Here is a 21,284-nt window from a genome sequence, read left to right as displayed (position 1 = left end):
GCCATGCAGGCCGACGGATATGGCATGGCCGCCATCTGCTTTTCCTGAAGAGGGATTCTGGCTACAATGCCGCCCCTTTCAGCGGAGCAAGAGGGTGCCAGCGTAAAAAGGCCAAGTAAGTGAACAGGGCGCTCAACAGCCTGTTATCGGCGCTTCAAGCACACCACGGGCTTGAAGGCCCAGCGACTCAGGTAATCAGCATCCCATGCCCCCATCTACCAGCAACAGGCTTTACACCCTCGATGTCCTGCGCGGTTTTGCCGCCTTGTGCGTCGTGTTCTGGCACTGGCAGCACTTTTTCTATGTGGGCAGTACACCCGCACAATTTGACCCGACCCTGCAGCCGTTGTTCAGCCAGTTCAAGATGTTGTATCAGCATGGCGGCATGGCGGTGCAACTGTTCTTTACCTTGTCCGGCTTTGTGTTCTACTGGCTGTTCGCCGCCGAGGTGGCCGACCGCTCGCTACCTGCCGCGCGCTTCGCATGGGACCGCTTCAGCCGTTTATACCCCCTACACATCGTTACCTTTATGGCCGTTGCCGGGCTGCAATGGGCGTATTCGGGTGGCCGCGACGGCTACTTCGTCTACCCATTCAACGACGCGTATCACGCACTCCTGAACCTGTTGATGGTACCTGCCTGGGGGCTGGAAAAAGGCTGGTCGTTCAATGCCCCGTTCTGGTCTGTGTCGGTGGAAGTATTGCTGTATGCGGCATTTTTCCTGATCTGTCTTTGCCGCCGCTGGAAATGGCCCTTGACCGTTGTAGCCCTGGCGCTGGGCAGCTACCTGTACCCTGAGGTGTACAAGCTGGGCAGTGGCGTGCTGTGCTTCTTCATTGGCGGCGTCACCTATAGCGTGCTCGATCAGCTAAGGCGGTGGGCAGGTGATACCGGCACTGTCGTGGCCACTGTGCCCCTGTGTATTGCAAGCTGGGTTTGGTTGGTTCACAGGGCTGACGCGCTGAACGGTACCGTGCTGCTGTACGTGTGCTACCCGCTACTAGTGGCGGCGCTGGCTGCCCTGGGCTTCCGCTGGCATGGGCTGGCACGGCACTGGGGTTGGCTGGGGGACATCAGCTACGCATCCTACCTCACCCACTTCCCGCTGCAGATCCTCTTCGCCATAGGCTTCGACGCGCTGGCCTTGCCACGTACGGTGTTCTACCAGGGATGGGTCATGCTGCTGTTCTTTTCCATCCTTATCCCGCTAAGCCTGTTGACCCACCGCTGGCTGGAGCGCCCGGCTCAACGCTATCTGCGCCAGCGTCGCCAGGCTGTACCCGTAGCCGGATAAAGGCGCGTTTACTGCGTGCCTCATACAAAGCCATATGGCAAAAACCCTGCAGTGCGGCCGCGCCGCACTGCAGGGTTCATGGATGGCCAAGCGTACGCAATCAGTGCAGTTGAGCAGGCGCCTTATGCTTTAGCTGAGTATTTTCCGTCACACCCAACACCAGGCGTTTTAATTCAGCTGCACTTTCACTCCAATGTAGCCAAGGCATCTCATCCGAAAGCGGCTGGGCACCTTGCTGGAACAGCTCCAGCCATTGCTTCATGGCGTGAGCCAGCTCATCCGCGGACACGCCCTGGAAGTAATAGGCAAACTCCCCCGCCACTTCGCGGAACACAGGTATATCGCGCGCAATGATGGGCAGTTTGTGCTGTGCAGCTTCAATCAACGGCAAGCCAAAGCCTTCGGCCTCCGAGGCGGCGATCAACGCACAGCTGGCGCTATAGAGTTCGGTCAGGTCGGCATCGCTCAACCCTTGCAGCCAGAACAAGCGCTTGCCCAATTGTGGGTGCGCACGCAGGTGCTGGACCAACTGCTCGACGGCCCAGCCTTCCTTGCCAACCAGCACCAGGTTCACCTCTACACCCTGGGCCCACAGCACATCAAACGCAGCCAAAGTCTGTGCATGGCCTTTGCGTGGCTCAAGCGTACCCACCATAAGGAATGTGGGCACCGCTTTCAATTGGTCAATGAACGTATCTTCCAGCGTAGAGCTGCCTTGGCCTTGAACCTCTTCGATATCAGCCCCCAGGTGGAAATGACTGATGGACGGCATCACACGCCCGCCACCGTGCTGCTGCAACCAGACTTTAACGTCAGCAGCCACCGCAGCCGAGATCGCCACAACCCCATCGGCATATTGGCTGATAGAACGCATCCAGTTGTTGAAGGCGCCATCAATACCGGGGTAGGCAAACCTTGAGTGCAACAACGGGATCAGGTCATAAACCACAAAGTGGATACCCACGCCTGCACGGCGCATGCGCTCGAGCTCGCCATCAAACTCGGGGAACAAATGCGCGCTCAGGTCCAACCCCAGGAACACATCCCCCGCCGAGTACTCAATCGGGCATTCGCTCAAGCTGGCCACATAGGCACTGGAGCCTGGATATCCACTTGCAACCCTATACCCTTTGCCGGTAACGCCAAATACCGGGATTACCTGGTAATCAACACCCTCACCGCGCTGAAATTCATTGATTACCCGCTTCACGACGCGCTGAATACCAGTCTTAGCATCGCGGAAGTACAGCTCGGACACATCCACCAGCAACTTCTTCGGTGCTGCCGGGCTGATTCCCGGGCTGAGTCGGCGGTGCTTTTCCACAATCGGGGCGAGGTGGTTGTTTTCGAACAACAGTGCCTGCACGGTAGCGCTCAGGCGGGCAGAAACCCGCTCCCAACTGCGGTCGTCAATCCATCGCTCCTGTCGCGCCACCAACGCCTGAGCCTTGTCCGGGTTGCGTTCAAGCTCTGCGATCGACGCCACGATGTCCGCAGCGTGGCTACCGGTCATCCGCAAGGTGGCTTCAGCCATGTCCGAGAAGATATGGATCGGGCTCACCAGCACCGGCTTGAGGGTGGTAATGCCGATCGTTACCGCACCGCTGGCGCTTTCTTGTGTTTCCTTGTAGGGGAAGATCACGTAATCCGCTGCGCTCATCAGGCGCAGGCACTCCTTGATGGGGCGGAAATCGGTAACCCAGGTGATCTTGTCATCCACACCAAGCTCAACCGCCCTGGCCCGGTAAGCATCCAGTGTCTGTTCGCTGCGCGCATCGAGGATGGAGTGCAAACCGAGCATGTGAACATTGCGGCCTGTTTCTTGCGCCAACGGCAGAATGGTCTCGATCAGCGTGTCGATACCCTTGTGGGCAAGAATGAAGCCGAAACACGAAATGACCAGGTCATCCTGAGCGATACCCAACTCATCGCGGACATCCGCCGGCTGCACGTCAGTGAGCGGAGAGATAACACCGTGCGCCATCATCATGACGTTGGCGGCCAGGCCCAGCACCAATAGGTTATTCAGGTCTTCAGGCTTGTGGACGATGATGCGGTCAAGCTTGTGCAGCGAACGTACGGCCCTCTCGGAAAGGCGGTGGTCGGTAATCAACGGCTGCGTAGAGTGCAGTTCAAGCACCACAACCTTGCCCTGATCGTGCAACTGCGCCAGACGCTCGCAAACTTCATCATTGAGGGCGAAAAGGCTCGGCTGATGCTGCACCAAAACAACATCAGCATCGGCACAGCCCTCGTTGGCCAACACCTTGCACATCGATTTGGCGTCGGAAAGCCTCCAGGCAGGCTGATAGACATCGGAGGTTGTGTCTGTGGTGCGCTCATCGCAGTAAATGCGAACGTCGTAATCGTCCTGCTTGAACTCACTGAGCAATGCCTGAGTGTATTCAGCAATGCCGCATTTGGTTGCCCAAGGAGAAACCACCACCAGTTTGGTCTTGCTGGCGGCGGCCGCCGGCATTTCGTGTTTGAGCCAGTTGGCACTGGCTAAAACCGCCTGCGCACTCTGCTCCCAAGTGTAGATGCTGCGAACAAGTTCAATGCCCTGGCGCCGGCGCTGCTCGAGTGCATCGTCGCCTTCGACGATTTTGCCGCGCAGTTCGCCCATCTTGAGGGCCAAGGTATGCTTGTCCGGTTCGACCCAGCATGAATTAGCCGCACCCAAGTGGCTGCCCGACTTGGCAAACAAGAACGGCAGCAGCTCGGCAGTGCCAAGCGTGCAGAAATCAACATGCGCACCAAAGCCGGTGACGATTACCGGCAACCCCATTGCCAGCGCTTCAGCCGCTGGTAAGTTGAAGCCTTCACCACGCGTTGGCAGCACCAGCGTGTGCGCGGAACGATACAACGCGATAATGCCTTGGTCGTCCATAGGGCTTTCGTCAACCACGATCGATGGCATGTCTTGCCGATCAGCCGAGAGGTTGGCGATCAATTCATGTACGCGGTTATGCGGGTTGGGGAACGTCTTGATGTACAGCTCGACGTTATCGGCGCTGGAGAAAGCCTCGGCAAAGGCCTCAAGCAGCACGTCAGGGCCTTTGCGCTCAAACATCGACGATACATGCAAAAATCGGAACCGTTGCCCGGCAGCGGGACGAATATCGGTAATCGGTGCCACTTCATTGGTAATGATGTGATCTACCCCGACAGGGCAGATGACCACCGGTACTTCACAGCCAGAATCGTGCAGCACTTTCTTTACGAAAGAAGCGGCCACGATAACAGCATCGAAGTTTTCGTTAATGAAGCTGATGGTCTCGTACGGGATTGCGGTTTCTTCCCAGAAGAAGATGACCAGCCGCATGCCAGCGCCTTTCAGGTCCTTGATCATGGGGTAGTGATGAACAATCGACAGCACTTCCCCTTCCAACGCTTCATCCAACGGTTGGCCTATTGCATTTGTCAGCCGCTGCTGGAAGGCTGGTATCTCGATGACATTGTCGTACGCCTTACCATGGTAGGGCTGGAACGCGAGCTTGCCCTCCAGCATGTCGAACAACGCCACACCCAGGCCGCGGTTGACGATGGCGAGGCTGTAATGGCCTTCGATATGCCCCGTGATCCGCACGGCATTAAACGCCGGTGCGACAGCCTCGTCCTTCAGGTAATAGCCTTCAGGCAGCAGCGGCGCTTTGGGATATACGGCAAAACTTACCCTCGAGTAATCTACTGCCTGGAACCCGACGTGGCCCATGGCCGCCGATGCGAATGCACCGCCACCAATAAGCCCGCGGTTCTGAGCGAACAGTTTCAACTGATGGTGCAGCTTGGGGAATTTGCGCAGCAACTGGTTGGCATTGTGTCGCAGCACCTGGTTGCCGAGTACCGACCGAATCATCCTGATGGCAAGCGGCCTGGCTGTGCGTTTGACGATAGCTACCAGCGATTTGGCCTGTTGCTTATCGATCCAGGCTTGCGTCGCCGCCATACGCTCATCAGCAAGAGCCAGCCGTTGCTGGGTATCGGCCAGATGGTGGTTCAGGCCGTTCACCACTTGCTTGAGGCTCTCCAGTTCGGCGCGATGACGCTCGACTTCCTGGCTCAAATCCACAAGGGCTGCCTGGTGCTGACCCAGCTCCAGGTTAACTTGCGACAATGCCGAATGGCAGCTTTCGACGCTTTCGCCCACTTGCTGGAAGTTGCTAGCCAGCCTTTCTTCATAGCGCTCAGCCAGGTCCTCAAGGGTCACCCCATACTCAGCATCGAAGGCGCTGGCGAAGGCCGAAAGTGTCGGCTCCGGGGCATCTTTCTGAGCAATTACCGCGTAGTCTGGGCTTACACCGCTGAGCACATTCAGCAGGCGCATGTCCTCGTGTGCGGGTAGTGGTGAGAGCTCTTGCAACCGCACGAGTTTGCTACGACCAAAGCCTTCGTATTCCGCCAAAAAGCTCAGTAGCAGGTTGGGGATAGGCTTTTCATGGCTGGGGTCGAGGTAAAAGCTGTTGGTCCCCACCATGAGGTTTTCGGCGTTGGGGGTTTCCAGTATCAGCAGCCCACCGGGCTTGAGTACTCTAAGCGCCTGCCCTACCAGCTCTTGCAAAACCGGGAACGGGACATGTTCGGCAATGTGGAACCCGGACACCAGCACCTGGCTGGCGTCGGCCAACGATTTAAGCTTGGCAACGGCGTCGGCATTTTCAACGGCATAACCCTCGATCCGGCATTGCTCCAGCATGCCGTCATCCAGGTCTACGCCAACTGCATTGAAGCCCTCCCCGGCCAGTACACCCAACCACTCGCCACGGCCACAGCCCAAGTCAATCGCACGATGCTCGTCATCCAGTGCCAACAGCGGATGAAGGAACGGCATATACACCTGCAGCCGCTCGGTGATCAGTTTCGTGGAGCCACGGTAGCGATCCTCGAAAGCGCGATAGAAAGGTTTTTTCACCGGATGCACTCCACAGCTGTTGGAACCCAAGCCATGCCGACAAATTGGGGCTTTGAGGTATTGACCACGTTGAACACCAACGCCAGGTCTCGCCATTCGTAATTGCTGCCGATGTGCACCTCATTGGCATGCAAGGCAACCGCTACAGAATAGGAACCAGGCCCCAGATTCATCTCGAAGTCGAAGCGGTACTCCAGTTTTTCACCGGTTTCAAGCGCCTTCTGGGCTTTGCCCAAGTGGTGGGTATTGGTACCGAAAACATGTTGGCCTAAACGGTCCTTGATCACGTAGCCGACTACAAGCTCAGGGATCGGCGCGTGCACCTCTACTTGCACGCTCAGGGTCACTTTGTCACCCACAGCCACGAACTCGACAGGCGTGCCTTGCATGTCGTACAAAGCAACGGTACCGATAGTTGCCTCGCCGCTGCCCGACTGCGTCTGCACGGTGCCATCAGCCAGTTGCTTGACTTGCACGGTGCTGTTTTCTTTCTCGGCAATCAGGGCATTGTAATAATCCATGACCTGCTCTGGTGGCCCATCCTTGATGATGGAGCCGTTTTCCAGAAGCAAGGCCCGGCTGCACAGCGATTGGATGGCGCCACGATCATGTGACACGATCAAAAGCGATGTTCCCAGCCGCTGGAACTCACGGATGCGCTCAAAACTCTTGTGCTGGAAATAGCTGTCCCCTACTGACAGCGCCTCATCGACGATAAGGATTTCTGGACGGAACGCAGTCGCCACGGCAAATGCGACGCGCATTTGCATACCGCTGGAATAGGTACGCACTGCCTCATCAAAGTACTCGCCAATCTCGGCAAAGGCTTCAATGTCATCAATGACATCATTGATCTGCTGTACATCGAAACCCATCAGACCCGCAGCGTGGTACACGTTCTGGCGGCCACTGAGCTCTGGATTGAAACCCATGCCCAGCTCCAGAATGGCTGCGATTCGGCCATTGACCTGTACTCGACCCTGGGTCGGCTGCAACGTCCCGGTGATCATCTTCAGCAAGGTGGACTTGCCGGCGCCATTTTGCCCGATAATGCCGATGGCTTCGCCGGGTTCAATTGCAAAGTTGATGTGTTTCAACACCCAGTGTTCACTGCTTGCCTTAGTGGGCAAAAAGAACCAGTGGGCGATTCGTTGCAGTTCCGAACGGTACGTTTTGTAGGCTTTGCCCACATCACTGACACTCAAAAGGCTCATAGTACATCCACCATTTCAGGCACAGACCGACGAAACAGGAACAGGCCAAGCAACAACAGACCAAAGGAAATCCCGATCATGACAACCGCCTGACTCAAATCAGGCGCTTTAGCGTACAGGAGTACGTCGTGATAGGCAGTAACAATGGGATACATGGGGTTAAAACTAAGGGTGGCCCGAAGGTGTTCAGGTATCACATTGACCATGTAAACGATTGGGGTAAACCAGAACAACACCTGCAGCACGATGGGCACTACCTGACCGACATCCCGCAGAAAAACATTGAGAATACCCAACACTAGGCCAATGCCAACGCTTAATGCAACGACGATCATCACCAACGGGATTAGCCAAAGTATCTGCAGCGTCGGATAGTGGCCAAGCAATGAGAAAACCAGCATCACTGCTGCGAACAACAAGACATTGTTCAGCAAACACGAGCCCACCACGATAACCGGTAGCGTAATACGCGGAAAGCGCATCTTTTTCATAATATTGCCCTGCTCGATAAATAGCGTCAGGCACCGACTGACGATCTCGGCAAACAGGTTCCAGGCCAGAATGCCGGCCATCAGGTACAAGGCATAAGCGTATTTATTGTCAATGCCTGGCAGCTTCGCGGCCAGTACGTTGGACAGGATCAGCGCATAGATGGCGACCTGGGCCAGGGGATGAATAATCATCCACAGCCCGCCCAGTTTGCTTCGCGCAAAGCGTGAAATGAATTCGTTCTTGATTGAAGAGATAATGAAGCCTCGATAGCTCCATATACCTTTGATCATGCCAAACATAATTAACCTCTGATTAAGCCGGCGATTTGTGCAACCTGGCGCTCAACCAAAGCCTGATCGCCTCGGCTCTCGACATTGAGGCGCAGCAATGGCTCGGTGTTGGACCCACGCAGGCTGAAACGCCAGTCAGCGAACTCTACGCTGATACCGTCGGTGCGGTCGACGCTGGGGTTTTGCGGCAAGTAGTGAGCAAGAATCTTCTCGATAGTGTCTTTAACATCCTCCACTTCGTAGTTGATTTCGCCACTGCACGGGAACGCTGCAATACGTTCGTCCACCAGTTGCCCCAGGCTTTTGCCCGTTACGCTCATCAACTGAGCGACCAGGAGCCAAGGGATGTTACCGCTGTCGCAGTAGGCAAAGTCACGGAAGTAATGGTGGGCGCTCATTTCGCCGCCATATACCGCATCTTCGGCGCGCATACGCTCTTTTATGAAGGCATGGCCGGTCTTGCTCTGGATTGCCATTCCCCCTGCTTCTTCGACCTGTTTGATGGTGTTCCAGGTCAGGCGCGGGTCGTGAATGATTTTGCTGCCTGGGTGCTTGGCCAGCAGCATTTCAGCCAACAGGCCAACTACATAGTAGCCCTCGATGAAACGCCCCTGATTGTCGAAGAAGAAGCAGCGATCGAAATCACCATCGAAGGCAATGCCCATGTCTGCACCGGTATCCAGGACAGCTTGGCGTGTAAGGTCACGGTTTTCCGGTAGCAGCGGGTTGGGGATGCCATTAGGGAAGTTGCCATCTGGTTCCCCATTGATAACAGTGAGCTTCAGTGGCAGGCGCGCCTTCAACAGCTCCAGCACCGGGCCGACAGCACCATTACCCGGATCCGCCAGCACTTTCAATGGTTTGAGGGTAGCCAGGTCCACATAGGTCAGCAGGTGGTCGATGTAAGCGCTTTTGTCGGACGCCAGGCGAACACTGCCTGCGGCCGGGGCTGCGGTCCCCAAATCACCGGATTCCACCCGCTGGCGAATATCCTTGAGGCCCGTGTCACCACTGATAGGTCGCGAATGCTCGCGCACCAGTTTCATGCCGTTATAGCCTTTGGGATTATGGCTGGCGGTTACCATGATGCCACCGCCGGCCTGGTAGTGGCTGGTAGCGAAGTACACTTCCTCGGTGCCACAAAGGCCAATATCTATAACGTCGGCGCCGCCTTCAGTAAGGCCCCTCATCAATGCTTGGGAAAGAGTCGGGCTTTCCAAGCGCATGTCACGACCTACCACGTAGCTGCGCCCACCCAGCTCAGCCACCAAGGCACGACCAATACGATAGGCAACATCCTCATTGAGATCAGCCGGCACTTGGCCGCGAATGTCATAGGCTTTGAAGCAGCGGGTCTGAATGGGTGGGTACATACATCTCACTTGTATACGGCGGCGCTTGAGCGAACACCATTCGAAAAAGGGGAAAGTCGGCGACAGGCTTGCCGAGCGAAATCGACCCCGCGCTTGGATCAGGCCCACGGGGTCGACTGGAGAGGCTGGATCAGGCGTCGCAACGACCGTAGTTATCCTCGAAGCGAACGATATCGTCTTCGCCCAGGTAGTCGCCGCTTTGAACTTCGATCAGCACCAGGTCGATTACACCCGGGTTCTGCAAACGGTGCTTGTGACCCGCCCGAATGAACGTGGATTCGTTCGTGTTGAGCATCAGTTCCTGATCATCATTGACCACCACTGCCATACCGCTCACCACAATCCAGTGCTCACTGCGGTGGTGATGCATCTGCAGGGACAGCGACGCCTTGGGCTTGACCACAATGCGTTTGATCTTGAAGCGCTCACCATCTTCCAAGGTGGTGTAAGTACCCCAGGGGCGGTGCACTGTTTGATGCAGTAAATGGGCGGTGTGACCATCGTTCTTCAAGCGCTTGACGATATGTTTCACGTCCTGAGCGTGGTCTTTATGAGCAATCAGCAGTGCATCAGGCGTGTCTACCACCAGCAAGTCCTGAACACCTACCAGCGCAGCCAGGCGGTCTTCGGTGCTGACATAGTTGTTGCTCGCCCCGTAAGCCATCACTTCGCCGTCGAAGCGGTTGCCATGCTCATCCGGCAGGGTCAGTTCGCTGACAGCATTCCACGAGCCAATATCGCTCCACCCGATATCGCACGGAATGGTCGCCACTTTACTCGAGCGTTCCATCAAGGCGTAATCGATGGAGATGTCCGGCACGCTGGCGAAGCACTCTGCATCCAGAGCCAGGCAGCTATAGCCTTTGGAGGTAGAGCGGCGCGAGGCTTCAAGGGTACGCTCGACAGCTTCAAGCACATCAGGAGCGTAAGCCCTGAACTGCTCGATCACAGTGCCAACCTGGAAGCAGAACATGCCGGCGTTCCAGAAATAGTTGCCAGCAGCGACATAGGCCTCAGCGGTTTTGGCGTCGGGTTTTTCGACGAAACGCTCGACTCTTAGCCCACCTTCGAGCACACCGCCATCCGCAGCCTCGATGTAGCCAAAGCCGGTTTCAGGGTATTGGGGTTTAATGCCGAATGTGACCAGCCAACCCTCGCCTGCCAGCTGAACGGCCTTGCTGACTGCTTCGGAAAAAGCCGCTTCGTTCTGGATCAGATGATCGGCCGCCAGCACGAGCATGTGCACTTGAGGGCCGTGGGACTGCAGAAGCTGCAATGCCGCAGCGGCCACGGCTGCGGCGGTATTGCGACCGAAGGGTTCGAGAATGTAACCCTGGCTGAGGTTCTGCTTGTTGATGGTGCGATATTCGTCCTCGGTCTTGAACAGCAATTCGCGGTTGGTGACCGTAAGGATTTCAACCACACCGTTCAGGTCGGCGGCTCGCAGGAAAGTCTTCTGGATGAGGTTCTGACCGTCTGGCAGGGTCATGAACGGCTTGGGATGAGCCTCACGTGATACTGGCCACAGACGGCTACCAACGCCACCGGATAAAATTACCGGGATCAATTCCATATTTGAGTCCTTAACGGCCACTTGAAGTTTCAAACCTCAGGAAACCTACATGTATCTTAATATCTGACAGCCGCTGCGGTCGGGTGCAGCAGCAATAAATATACGCGCCCAGCGAGGCAATTCCTGGCCATCCAGGCTCCAGACCCGAGCTGAGGCTCGTAGAATACCAGAGTTTTTTTCATGTAGCTTGTCCCCCGAGGAGCGCCAGAGAGCGCATCTTCAGTCGGCTGTTCAACCGCCGTTTTAGCAACTGCATCGTCGGGCGGCGAAACTCAAATGGCAGGTTTGAGACAACTGCGCGCGTGAACGTTCAATGGCCAACCCGCTTTATTCAGGAATAATTACCTCAAAGCATGGGTTATGCGTTTCTCGGCTAGCCCTGAGAACTTGCTGCAAAATCAGCTTCGCACGCTGCTCCCCGTGCACCAACACAACCCGCCCCGGCACGCGCGACATTGCGTTGACAAAACCGACCAACCCCGCCTGATCAGCATGCCCCGAAAACCCACCCACCGTGACCACCTTCGCCCGGATTTCGTACATCTGCCCATCCAGATCAATCTGCACAAACCCTTCTGCCCCTTCACTCGCCTGGATTACCGCCCCCGGCGTCCCCTTAGCCTGGTACCCCACAAACATCACCTCATGCCGCGAATCCCCCAGCATGGCCTTGAGGTAATTGACGATACGCCCACCCGAACACATGCCATTGCCGGCAATCACGATCGCCGGTCGCCCAGTGCTCTTGAGGTAGTTCACCACCTGCTGGTGGCGGGCATGGGTGTCCACACTGATCAGTTGGCTGAAGCCGAGTGGATCACGCCCTGCTGCAACACGCGCCCTGGCTTCTGCATTCCAGTATTCGTGCAGCTCCCGGTACACGCGGGTGATGCGCTGAGCCAAGGGCGAATCGAGGATGATGGGCAACTGTGACCAGTCGATTGGCTCACCGTCCGGAGCCGGACCGGTAGTGTTCAGCAAGGCTTTGCGGTGCAGAATGTCTTCCAACTCGTACAGCAGCTCCTGGGTACGACCAAGACTGAATGCGGGAATCAGGAGGGTGCCCTTGTCGGCGAGGGCTCGGTCGATGGCGTCTTCCAGCCGCTGACGGCGGTCGCCTGCCTGTGGGTGCAGGCGGTCGCCGTAGGTGCTTTCCAGCACCAGCACATCGGCACGCTCCGGAGGCTGCACCGGGCGCAGCAGCGGGTTGCCACAAGCGCCCAGGTCACCAGAAAACACATACCGGGTGTTGGTGTGCTCATGCTGCATATCACACTCGACATAAGCGGAACCCAGCAAATGCCCTGCACGCTGCAGGCGAATACGGCAGGCAAGACCAGGGTACTCAACCACCGTGTGCCACTGCTCAAAGGGCAGCGGCACGATAAGGTCACGGATGAAGTCGAGATAGCGCGCCACCTGCGCAGGCTCGCTGCTGATGCTCAGCTTGTAGGCGTCTTCCAGTACCAGCGGCAGCAGCCGGGCCGAGGGCTCGCTGCACAGGATAGGGCCACGGTAACCCGCTGCCAGCAGCGCAGGGATGCGCCCAACATGGTCGAGGTGGACATGGGTGATGACCAGGGCCTGAATACCCTGGATATCAAAACCGAGGGGGGCGGATGCTGCACCGGGCGGCGCATCACTTCCCTGTTCCAGCCCGCAGTCGACCAGCAAACTGGTGGATGGGCCGAGGTGCAGCTGGTGACAGGACCCGGTGACACCCCGGGTACCACCGTGATGGGAAAGGCTGGGATATTCCATGCTGCGCACACTCGCCTGGACCGAAAATGAAGTGGACTATTACTCCATGACGGCCGACGCATGCATAGGTGAACCTTTCTTTAGTAGGTGTAGGAAACTTCCTTAGTTGCCGTTCAGTGCCGCCTGACGGGCAGAAGCCCTGATCTTGCGCTTGCTGCGCTGCACGCCGTAAGCCCCCAGCAACGGCCCGACCGCCAGGCCAATGACCAAGGCAGCCAATACCAGAACAGCAACCGGCATGGCTGGCGTAGCCCAACCGAACAGGACCAATGACACGGCTTGCTGGTTCTCCAGCACGAAGAACAGCACCACAGCCGCCAACAGCAGCACGAACACTGCCGCCAGGGCGCGCTTGAGGTTACGCATCAGAATTCTCTCCTTGGTAGATCAGGCTTCAGCCTCGTCTTCTTCATTGACCCGATCACGCAGCTCTTTGCCGGGTTTGAAGTGCGGCACGAACTTGCCTTCGAGGCTGACCGACTGGCCGGTCTTCGGGTTACGGCCCACGCGGGGGGCGCGATAGTGCAGCGAGAAGCTGCCAAAACCGCGGATCTCGATGCGATCGCCGGTAGCCAGGCATTGCGACATCTGCTCAAGCATGGTCTTGATGGCCAGCTCCACATCCTTGGACGAGAGCAGCCCCTGATGGGTGACAATACGTTCGATCAGCTCCGACTTCGTCATATTTTTCCCTTCGTTATCAAGCAGCTAGATCATTGCTTATCCAGTTTGTAGCACGCTGGGAAGGATTTGAACAGGGTGGATCTTGACTTAATAAAAAAATTCAAGATTGAAGTAATTCAAGAATGGTCTACCACTCAGGCAGGCCAGCGCTGCCTGATTCGCGGGCAAGCCCGCTCCTGCAACGGGGCGTGTCAGCCTGAGGCGAGTGTGATCCAGCGCCGTCGTTGTAGGAGCGGGTTTACCCGCGAACACCGGCGAAGCCGGTGCCATCCACCGCGCCGCCTGATTCGCGGGCAAGCCCGCTCCGACAATGGGGGGGGGGGCGTCGGCCTGAGGCGAGTGTGATCCAGCGCCATCGGCGTAGGAGCGGGTTTACCCGCGAACACCGGCGAAGCCGGTGCCATCCACCGCGCCGCCTGATTCGCGGGCAAGCCCGCTCCTACAATGGGGGGGGGCGTCGGCCTGAGGCGAGTGTGATCCAGCGCCATCGGTGTAGGAGCGGGTTTACCCGCGAACACCGGCGAAGCCGGTGCCATCCGCCGCGCCGCCTGATTGCCGAGCATAAAAAAAGGGCGACCCGAGGGTCGCCCTTTTTACCGATCAAACAGAACTCAGTTCTGCTTGGCCATTGCTTCGCGCAGCAGCGCAGCCATGGTGGTGTCGGCAGCAGCTTCCGGAGCGTTTTTCAGGCTCTGGATAGCTTCGCGCTCTTCAGCGTCGTCTTTCGATTTGATCGACAGGCTGATAACGCGGGACTTGCGGTCAACGCTGATGATCTTGGCTTCGATCTCTTCGCCTTCCTTCAGAACGTTACGCGCGTCTTCAACGCGGTCACGGCTGATTTCGGAAGCTTTCAGAGTGGCTTCGATGTCGTCGGCCAGGGTGACGATGGCGCCTTTGGCGTCAACTTCTTTCACGATGCCCTTGACGATAGCGCCCTTGTCATTGACAGCAACGAAGTTGGAGAACGGATCGTCTTCCAGCTGCTTGATGCCCAGGGAGATGCGCTCGCGCTCTGGGTCAACCGACAGGATGACAGTTTCCAGCTCGTCGCCCTTCTTGAAACGACGCACGGCTTCTTCGCCGGTTTCGTTCCAGGAGATGTCGGACAGGTGAACCAGGCCGTCGATGCCGCCGTCCAGACCAATGAAGATACCGAAGTCGGTGATCGACTTGATGGTACCGGTGATCTTGTCACCCTTGTTGAACTGGCCGGAGAAGTCTTCCCATGGGTTGGACTTGCACTGCTTGATGCCCAGGGAGATACGACGACGCTCTTCGTCGATGTCCAGAACCATGACTTCCACTTCGTCGCCAACCTGAACGACTTTCGACGGGTGGATGTTCTTGTTGGTCCAGTCCATTTCGGAAACGTGTACCAGACCTTCAACGCCTTCTTCCAGCTCAGCGAAGCAGCCGTAGTCGGTCAGGTTGGTAACGCGAGCCTGTACGCGAGTACCTTCTGGGTAACGGGCAGTGATAGCTACCCACGGATCTTCGCCCATCTGCTTCAGACCCAGCGAAACGCGGTTGCGCTCACGGTCGAACTTCAGAACGCGTACGTCGACTTCGTCGCCAACGTTAACGATTTCCGACGGGTGCTTGATGCGCTTCCAGGCCATGTCGGTGATGTGCAGCAGGCCGTCGATACCGCCCAGGTCCACGAATGCGCCGTAGTCGGTGAGGTTCTTGACGATACCTTTGACTTGCTGGCCTTCCTGCAGGGTTTCCAGCAGGGCTTCGCGCTCGGCGCTGTTCTCGGCTTCCAGCACGCTGCGACGGGAAACGACAACGTTGTTGCGCTTCTGGTCCAGCTTGATGACCTTGAATTCCAGCTCTTTGCCTTCCAGGTGGGTGGTGTCACGCACTGGGCGGACATCAACCAGGGAGCCCGGCAGGAACGCACGGATGCCGTTAACGTCGACAGTGAAGCCGCCCTTAACCTTACCGTTGATAACGCCCTTGACCACTTCTTCGGCGGCGAAAGCTGCTTCCAGAACAATCCAGCACTCGGCGCGCTTGGCTTTTTCACGGGACAGCTTGGTTTCGCCAAAGCCGTCTTCGACCGCGTCCAGCGCAACGTGAACTTCGTCACCGACCTTGATGGTCAGCTCGCCAGCTTCGTTGTAGAACTGCTCGAGCGGGATGACGCCCTCGGACTTCAGGCCAGCGTGTACGGTAACCCAGTCGCCGTCGATGTCGACAACGATACCGGTGATGATCGCACCCGGCTGAAGATTGAGGGTTTTCAGGCTTTCTTCAAAGAGTTCTGCAAAGCTTTCGCTCATTTTAATTCCTGTAGATTCGGGCGAAACAAACGCCCATAACCACATTCCAGACAATGTGGGTTCGTTTTAAGTAAAGGAAAGCCGGCAGGACGTTGACTGGTGCCCCTGCCTGCTTTCCTGGCTATCAGATAAGGTCGCGCTGGGCGATCTCGCTTCTGATACGTTGCAACACCTGCTCGATGGACAACTCGGTAGAGTCCAACTGAATGGCATCGGCCGCTGGCTTCAGCGGGGCCACTGCACGTTGGGTGTCGCGCTCATCACGCGCACGAATCTCATCCAGCAGACTTGACAGACTAACATCTTCACCCTTGCCCTTCAACTGCAGGTAGCGGCGACGTGCGCGCTCCTCCGCGCTGGCGGTGAGGAAGACCTTCAAGGGCGCATCCGGGAACACCACGGTACCCATGTCGCGACCGTCAGCAATCAACCCCGGCACTTCGCGGAACTCACGCTGACGCACCAGCAGCGCATCACGCACTGCCGGCAACGAGGCCACCATCGATGCACCAGCACCGACGGTTTCGGTACGGATGACGTTGCTGACGTCCTCACCCTCAAGGATGATCTGTTGCAGCTTACCGGGCTCGGCAGCAATGAACTGCACATCCAGATGGGCGGCAAGTTTGGTCAGCAGCTCTTCGTTGGTCAGGTCGACGCCGTGGTTGCTGGCATTGAATGCCAGCAAGCGATACAGCGCGCCGGAGTCCAGCAGCTTCCAGCCCAGCTCGCGGGCAATCAGCCCGGCGACTGTGCCCTTGCCCGAGCCGCTTGGCCCGTCGATGGTGATAACCGGTGCCATTGAATTCACGACTTGCCCTCTTCTGCCACGCGAATCCCCACTTCGGCGCACAGCGCCAGGAAGTTGGGGAACGAGGTGGCGACGTTGGCGCAGTCGTGAATGCGAATTGGCGCACTGGCGCGCAGCGAAGCCACGCTGAAGGCCATGGCGATGCGGTGGTCACCATGCCCATGCACTTCGCCGCCGCCCAACTGGCCGCCGTCGATGATGATGCCGTCCGGGGTCGGCTCGCACTTGATGCCCAAGGTGGTGAGGCCATCAGCCATCACCTGGATGCGATCGGACTCCTTCACCCGCAGCTCTTCGGCGCCACGCAGCACGGTACGCCCTTCAGCGCAGGCTGCAGCCACGAACAATACCGGGAATTCGTCGATGGCCAGCGGCACCAACGCTTCAGGAATGTCGATACCCTTCAACTTGGCACCGCGCACACGCAGGTCGGCCACGGGTTCGCCGCCCACTTCACGCTGGTTTTCCAGGGTGATGTCGCCGCCCATCAGGCGCAGGATGTCGATCACGCCGGTACGGGTCGGATTGATGCCGACATGCTCCAGCACCAGCTCGGAGCCTTCAGCGATAGAGGCTGCGACCAGGAAGAACGCGGCCGAGGAAATGTCAGCCGGCACTTCGATCCGGGTAGCGGTCAGCTTGCCACCGGACTGCAGCGAGGCCACCGGGCCATGGCTGTCGACCGAGTAGCCAAAACCGCGCAGCATGCGCTCGGTGTGGTCACGGGTAGGTGCAGGCTCGGTGACAGTGGTCTTGCCTTCGGCGTACAGGCCGGCCAGCAGCAGGCAGGATTTGACCTGGGCGCTAGCCATTGGCAGCGTGTAGGTCAGCCCTTTGAGCTTGTGGCCACCGCGGATGGTCAGCGGCGGGCGGCCGTCCGGGCCGGTCTCGACCACAGCACCCATTTCGCGCAGCGGGTTGGCCACACGGTTCATCGGGCGCTTGGATAGCGAGGCGTCGCCGGTCATGGTGACATCGAACGACTGACCGGCCAACAGGCCCGACAGCAGGCGCATCGAAGTACCGGAGTTACCTACGTACAGCGGCCCAGGTGGCGGCTTGAGGCCATGCAGGCCCACGCCGTGAATGGTCACACGACCGTGGTTGGGGCCTTCGATGACCACACCCATGTCACGGAATGCCTGCAGGGTCGCCAGCGCATCTTCGCCTTCGAGGAAGCCTTCGACCTCGGTAGTACCTTCGGCCAGCGAGCCGAGCATGATCGAGCGATGGGAAATCGACTTGTCGCCCGGTACACGGATCCGCCCGTTCAGGCGGCCACCCGGTTGGGCCTGGAAAATCAGATCGTTGGCGTTCATAGCGTCCACATAGGCCCGGCGGGCCAGGATTTTACTGAAATGCTCGCGGGCAACCCGTGCGCGGGTGAATACACCCAGCAGTTGGTGCCCATCCCCTTCAGCGATCGCGTCGCGCAGGGCGTCGAGATCGCTGCGATATGTATCAAGCGTGCGCAGGACAGCGTCGCGGTTGGCGAGGAAGATGTCATGCCACATGGTCGGATCGCTGCCGGCGATTCTTGTGAAATCGCGGAATCCACCCGCAGCGTACCGGAAGATCTCGAGGTTTTCATTGCGTTTGGCCAGTGAGTCGACCAGGCCAAAGGCCAGCAGGTGTGGCAGATGGCTGGTGGCGGCCAGTACTTCGTCATGGCGCTCGACCGACATGTGCTCCACATCGGCATCCAGCGCACGCCACAGGCGGTCAACCAGGGCCAGCGCGGCGGGGTCGGTTTCGGCCAGCGGCGTGAGGATGACCTTGTGCCGGCGGAACAAGGTGGCATTGGAGGCTTCTACCCCGCTCTGCTCGGAACCGGCAATGGGGTGGCCCGGGACGAAGCGCGGCAGGCGATCACCGAAGACGGCACGCGCTTCCCGCACGACGTTGCCCTTGGCGCTGCCGACGTCGGTGATGATTGCATCACCCAGGTCGAGCTGGGCCAGGCGGGCGAGGACTTTTTCCATGGCCAGGATCGGTACGGCCAGCTGAATGACATCGGCGCCCACGCAAGCGGCGGCGAGGTCTTCTTCGCAGCGGTCGACCACGCCCAGGGCCACGGCCTGCTTGCGCGAGGGGGCATCCAGGTCGACACCGACCACTTCGCGGCACAGGCCGCCTTCACGCAGGCCTTTGGCGAACGAGCCGCCGATCAGGCCGAGACCGACCACGACCAGGCGGTTGATGATTGGCGCGGGTTTGGTTTTTGCTGCATTTACCACTGGTGCGAACCCTGTTCTGAAATCTGGACAGCCGGTAAGAGCCATTGGGGCTGCTTTCCAGCCCATCGCGACGCAAGGCCGCCCCACAATGCGCTACACCTGTGAGAGCGGCCTTGTGTCGCAATGGGGCGCGAAGCGGCCCCAACAACCTCAGATCAAAGCACCGCCTTCGGATAAGAGCCCAGCACCTTCAGCGCCACAGCCTCCTGGCTGATCTGCTCGAGCACCGCCTTGATCAGCGGGTCGCGGTGGTGACCGACGAAGTCGATGAAGAACACGTAGGTCCACTTGCCGCTGCGCGACGGGCGTGTCTCGATGCGGGTCAGGTCGATGCCGTTCTGATAGAACGGCACCAGCAACTCATGCAACGCACCTGGCTTGTTGCTCATCGAAACGATGATCGAGGTCTTGTCGTCGCCGGTCGGCGGTACTTCCTGGTTACCGATCATCAGGAAGCGCGTGGAGTTGTCCGGGCGGTCTTCGATCTTCTCGGCCAGACGGGTCAGGCCGTACAGGTTGGCCGCCATATCGCCGGCGATCGCCGCCGAATTCCACTCACCCTTGACCCGCTTGGCCGCTTCGGCATTGCTCGATACGGCCACGCGCTCCACGTTCGGGTAGTGCGCGTCCAGCCACTTTCGGCACTGGGCCAGCGACTGGGCGTGGGAGTAGATGCGGGTGATGCTGTCGGTCTTGGTATTCTCGCCCACCAGCAGGTGGTGGTGGATACGCAGCTCGACCTCACCGCAAATCACCATGTCATGCTCGAGGAAGCTGTCCAGGGTGTGGCTGACCGCACCTTCAGTGGAGTTTTCCACCGGCACCACACCGAAGTTGACGGCACCGGCCGCCACCTCACGGAACACTTCGTCGATGGCCGCCATCGGCCGACTGATCACCGCGTGGCCGAAGTGCTTCATGGCCGCCGCCTGGGTGAAGGTGCCTTCAGGGCCGAGGTAGGCGATTTTCAGCGGCTCTTCAAGGGCCAGGCACGACGACATGATTTCGCGGAACAGCCGCGCCATCTCTTCGTTGCCCAGCGGGCCCTTGTTGCGCTCCATCACGCGCTTGAGCACCGCAGCTTCACGCTCGGGACGGTAGAACACCGGCTTCTCGCCTTCCTTCAGCGAGGCCGTCTTGACCCGGGCTACTTCTTCGGCGCAGCGGGCGCGGTCGCTGATCAGCTCGAGGATTTTCTCGTCGAGGCTGTCGATGCGCACGCGCAGCGCCTTGAGCTCCTGTTCGGACATGTCAGCCATGCTCCTTCTCGAATTCAGCCATGTAGCCTACCAGCGCTTCTACCGCTTCCAGGCCCAGGGCGTTGTAGATGGAGGCGCGCATGCCGCCCACCGAACGGTGCCCCTTGAGGTTGAGCAGGCCACGCGCGTCGGCGCCAGCGAGGAAGGCCTTGTCCAGGCGCTCGTCAGCCAGGCGGAACGGCACGTTCATCCACGAACGGGCGTTGACGCTGATCGGGTTGGTGTAGAACTCGCTGCGGTCGATAAACCCGTAAAGGCGCTCTTTCTTGGCACGGTTGCGCTGCTCCATGGCCTCAACACCACCCTGCTCTTTCAGCCACTCGAAGACCAGGCCAGAGAGGTACCAGGAGTAGGTGGCCGGGGTGTTGTACATCGACCCGTTGTCAGCCGAAACCTTGTAGTCGAGCATGGTTGGGCAACTGCTGCGGGCATGACCCAGCAGGTCTTCGCGCACGATCACCACCACCAGGCCGCTTGGGCCGATATTCTTCTGCGCGCCGGCGTAGATCAGGCCGAACTGCGACACATCGATCGGGCGCGAGAGGATGTCGGACGACATATCGACCACCAACGGCACGTCACCGGTTTGCGGCACCCAGTCAAACTGCAGGCCACCGATGGTCTCGTTGGACGCATAGTGCACGTAGGCAGCGTTTTGGGTCAGGTTCCACTCGTTCTGGCCGGGGATGGCCAGGTAGTCGTAAGGCTTGGCAGTGGCGGCGACGTTGACGTTGCCGAAACGGCGCGCTTCCTCGATGGCTTTTTTCGACCAGATACCGGTTTCGATGTAGTCGGCCGTGCCGTTTTCCGGCAGCAGGTTCAGCGGGATTTCAGCGAACTGCTGGCTGGCGCCCCCTTGCAGGAACAGCACCTTGTAGTTGGAGGGGACGAACAGCAGGTCACGCAGGTCCTGCTCGGCCTTTTCGGCGATGGCCACGTAATCGTCGCTGCGATGGCTCATTTCCATCACCGACAACCCCTTGCCACGCCAGTCCAGCATCTCGGCCTGTGCGCGCTGCAGGACAGCGTCAGGAAGCGCGGCAGGGCCTGCGCAGAAGTTAAAGGCTCGTTTGCTCACATCCACTCTCGCTCTGCC

The 21,284-nt window shown here is 58.6% G+C and carries 14 protein-coding genes; 1 reads left to right on the top strand and 13 read right to left on the bottom strand.

What is annotated here, in order from left to right; translation table 11 throughout:
- Positions 1-205 precede the first annotated feature (205 nt).
- Positions 206-1,294: an acyltransferase family protein gene (locus ACTJJN_RS22730; protein WP_440781631.1), complete on the top strand. Its 1,089-nt coding sequence runs from the start codon at positions 206-208 to the stop codon at positions 1,292-1,294.
- A gap of 100 nt (positions 1,295-1,394) precedes the next feature.
- Here the strand turns inward: ACTJJN_RS22730 and ACTJJN_RS22725 are convergent, their stop codons facing one another.
- The 13 genes from ACTJJN_RS22725 to serC all read right to left on the bottom strand — a co-directional run bounded on the left by ACTJJN_RS22725 (position 1,395) and on the right by serC (position 21,266).
- Positions 1,395-6,206: a glycosyltransferase gene (locus ACTJJN_RS22725; protein WP_440781630.1), complete on the bottom strand. Its 4,812-nt coding sequence runs from the start codon at positions 6,204-6,206 to the stop codon at positions 1,395-1,397.
- Positions 6,203-7,420, bottom strand: coding sequence for an ABC transporter ATP-binding protein (locus ACTJJN_RS22720; protein ID WP_010952816.1), 1,218 nt, complete (start codon positions 7,418-7,420; stop codon positions 6,203-6,205). Before ACTJJN_RS22720 ends, ACTJJN_RS22725 begins: the two co-directional genes overlap by 4 nt.
- Positions 7,417-8,211, bottom strand: a complete 795-nt coding sequence (locus tag ACTJJN_RS22715; RefSeq protein WP_014860630.1) for an ABC transporter permease — start codon at positions 8,209-8,211, stop codon at positions 7,417-7,419. The genes ACTJJN_RS22720 and ACTJJN_RS22715 overlap by 4 nt, the downstream gene beginning before the upstream one ends.
- A 2-nt stretch (positions 8,212-8,213) precedes the next feature.
- A complete protein-coding gene (locus ACTJJN_RS22710; RefSeq protein ID WP_014860629.1) occupies positions 8,214-9,575 on the bottom strand; it encodes a phosphomannomutase/phosphoglucomutase in 1,362 nt (453 codons plus the stop codon).
- A 130-nt stretch (positions 9,576-9,705) separates the two neighbouring features.
- Positions 9,706-11,148 (bottom strand): mannose-1-phosphate guanylyltransferase/mannose-6-phosphate isomerase, encoded by a 1,443-nt coding sequence (locus ACTJJN_RS22705; protein ID WP_014860628.1) that lies wholly within the window; start codon positions 11,146-11,148, stop codon positions 9,706-9,708.
- 327 nt (positions 11,149-11,475) lie between these two features.
- On the bottom strand, positions 11,476-12,909 hold the full coding sequence (locus ACTJJN_RS22700) for an MBL fold metallo-hydrolase RNA specificity domain-containing protein (protein ID WP_440781629.1): 1,434 nt from the start codon (positions 12,907-12,909) through the stop codon (positions 11,476-11,478).
- Positions 12,910-13,011: 102 nt separating this feature from the next.
- Positions 13,012-13,275, bottom strand: coding sequence for a lipopolysaccharide assembly protein LapA domain-containing protein (locus ACTJJN_RS22695; RefSeq protein ID WP_003252676.1), 264 nt, complete (start codon positions 13,273-13,275; stop codon positions 13,012-13,014).
- A gap of 21 nt (positions 13,276-13,296) precedes the next feature.
- Positions 13,297-13,593 carry an integration host factor subunit beta gene (gene ihfB / locus ACTJJN_RS22690; RefSeq protein WP_003252675.1) on the bottom strand — a complete coding sequence of 99 codons (297 nt, stop codon included), beginning with the start codon at positions 13,591-13,593 and terminating at the stop codon, positions 13,297-13,299.
- 611 nt (positions 13,594-14,204) lie between these two features.
- Positions 14,205-15,881 (bottom strand): 30S ribosomal protein S1, encoded by a 1,677-nt coding sequence (gene rpsA, locus ACTJJN_RS22685; RefSeq protein ID WP_003252673.1) that lies wholly within the window; start codon positions 15,879-15,881, stop codon positions 14,205-14,207.
- A gap of 124 nt (positions 15,882-16,005) precedes the next feature.
- Entirely contained in the window at positions 16,006-16,683 is a 678-nt protein-coding gene (gene cmk, locus ACTJJN_RS22680; RefSeq protein WP_003252672.1) for a (d)CMP kinase, read from the bottom strand.
- A 5-nt stretch (positions 16,684-16,688) separates the two neighbouring features.
- Complete coding sequence (locus ACTJJN_RS22675; RefSeq protein WP_256596052.1) at positions 16,689-18,896, bottom strand: bifunctional prephenate dehydrogenase/3-phosphoshikimate 1-carboxyvinyltransferase; 2,208 nt, start codon at positions 18,894-18,896, stop codon at positions 16,689-16,691.
- 188 nt (positions 18,897-19,084) lie between these two features.
- Positions 19,085-20,179, bottom strand: coding sequence for a prephenate dehydratase (pheA, locus tag ACTJJN_RS22670; RefSeq protein WP_003252669.1), 1,095 nt, complete (start codon positions 20,177-20,179; stop codon positions 19,085-19,087).
- A gap of 1 nt (position 20,180) precedes the next feature.
- A complete protein-coding gene (serC, locus tag ACTJJN_RS22665) occupies positions 20,181-21,266 on the bottom strand; it encodes a 3-phosphoserine/phosphohydroxythreonine transaminase (RefSeq protein ID WP_440781628.1) in 1,086 nt (361 codons plus the stop codon).
- Positions 21,267-21,284 lie beyond the last annotated feature (18 nt).

This window comes from Pseudomonas sp. 22515 (genome assembly GCF_052044625.1).
Classification (GTDB): domain Bacteria; phylum Pseudomonadota; class Gammaproteobacteria; order Pseudomonadales; family Pseudomonadaceae; genus Aquipseudomonas; species Aquipseudomonas alloputida.
The sequence above is the reverse complement of the archived record's forward strand: the minus strand, read 5'-3'. Positions and strand labels throughout refer to the sequence as shown.

Coding starts and splice junctions, on each gene's coding strand:
- ACTJJN_RS22730 (WP_440781631.1), top strand. CDS start 206: ATGCCCCCATCTACCAGCAACAGGCTTTACACCCTCGATGTCCTGCGC.
- ACTJJN_RS22720 (WP_010952816.1), bottom strand. CDS start 7,420: ATGAGCCTTTTGAGTGTCAGTGATGTGGGCAAAGCCTACAAAACGTAC.
- ACTJJN_RS22715 (WP_014860630.1), bottom strand. CDS start 8,211: ATGTTTGGCATGATCAAAGGTATATGGAGCTATCGAGGCTTCATTATC.
- ACTJJN_RS22710 (WP_014860629.1), bottom strand. CDS start 9,575: ATGTACCCACCCATTCAGACCCGCTGCTTCAAAGCCTATGACATTCGC.
- ACTJJN_RS22705 (WP_014860628.1), bottom strand. CDS start 11,148: ATGGAATTGATCCCGGTAATTTTATCCGGTGGCGTTGGTAGCCGTCTG.
- ACTJJN_RS22700 (WP_440781629.1), bottom strand. CDS start 12,909: ATGGAATATCCCAGCCTTTCCCATCACGGTGGTACCCGGGGTGTCACC.
- ACTJJN_RS22695 (WP_003252676.1), bottom strand. CDS start 13,275: ATGCGTAACCTCAAGCGCGCCCTGGCGGCAGTGTTCGTGCTGCTGTTG.
- ihfB (WP_003252675.1), bottom strand. CDS start 13,593: ATGACGAAGTCGGAGCTGATCGAACGTATTGTCACCCATCAGGGGCTG.
- rpsA (WP_003252673.1), bottom strand. CDS start 15,881: ATGAGCGAAAGCTTTGCAGAACTCTTTGAAGAAAGCCTGAAAACCCTC.
- cmk (WP_003252672.1), bottom strand. CDS start 16,683: ATGGCACCGGTTATCACCATCGACGGGCCAAGCGGCTCGGGCAAGGGC.
- pheA (WP_003252669.1), bottom strand. CDS start 20,179: ATGTCCGAACAGGAGCTCAAGGCGCTGCGCGTGCGCATCGACAGCCTC.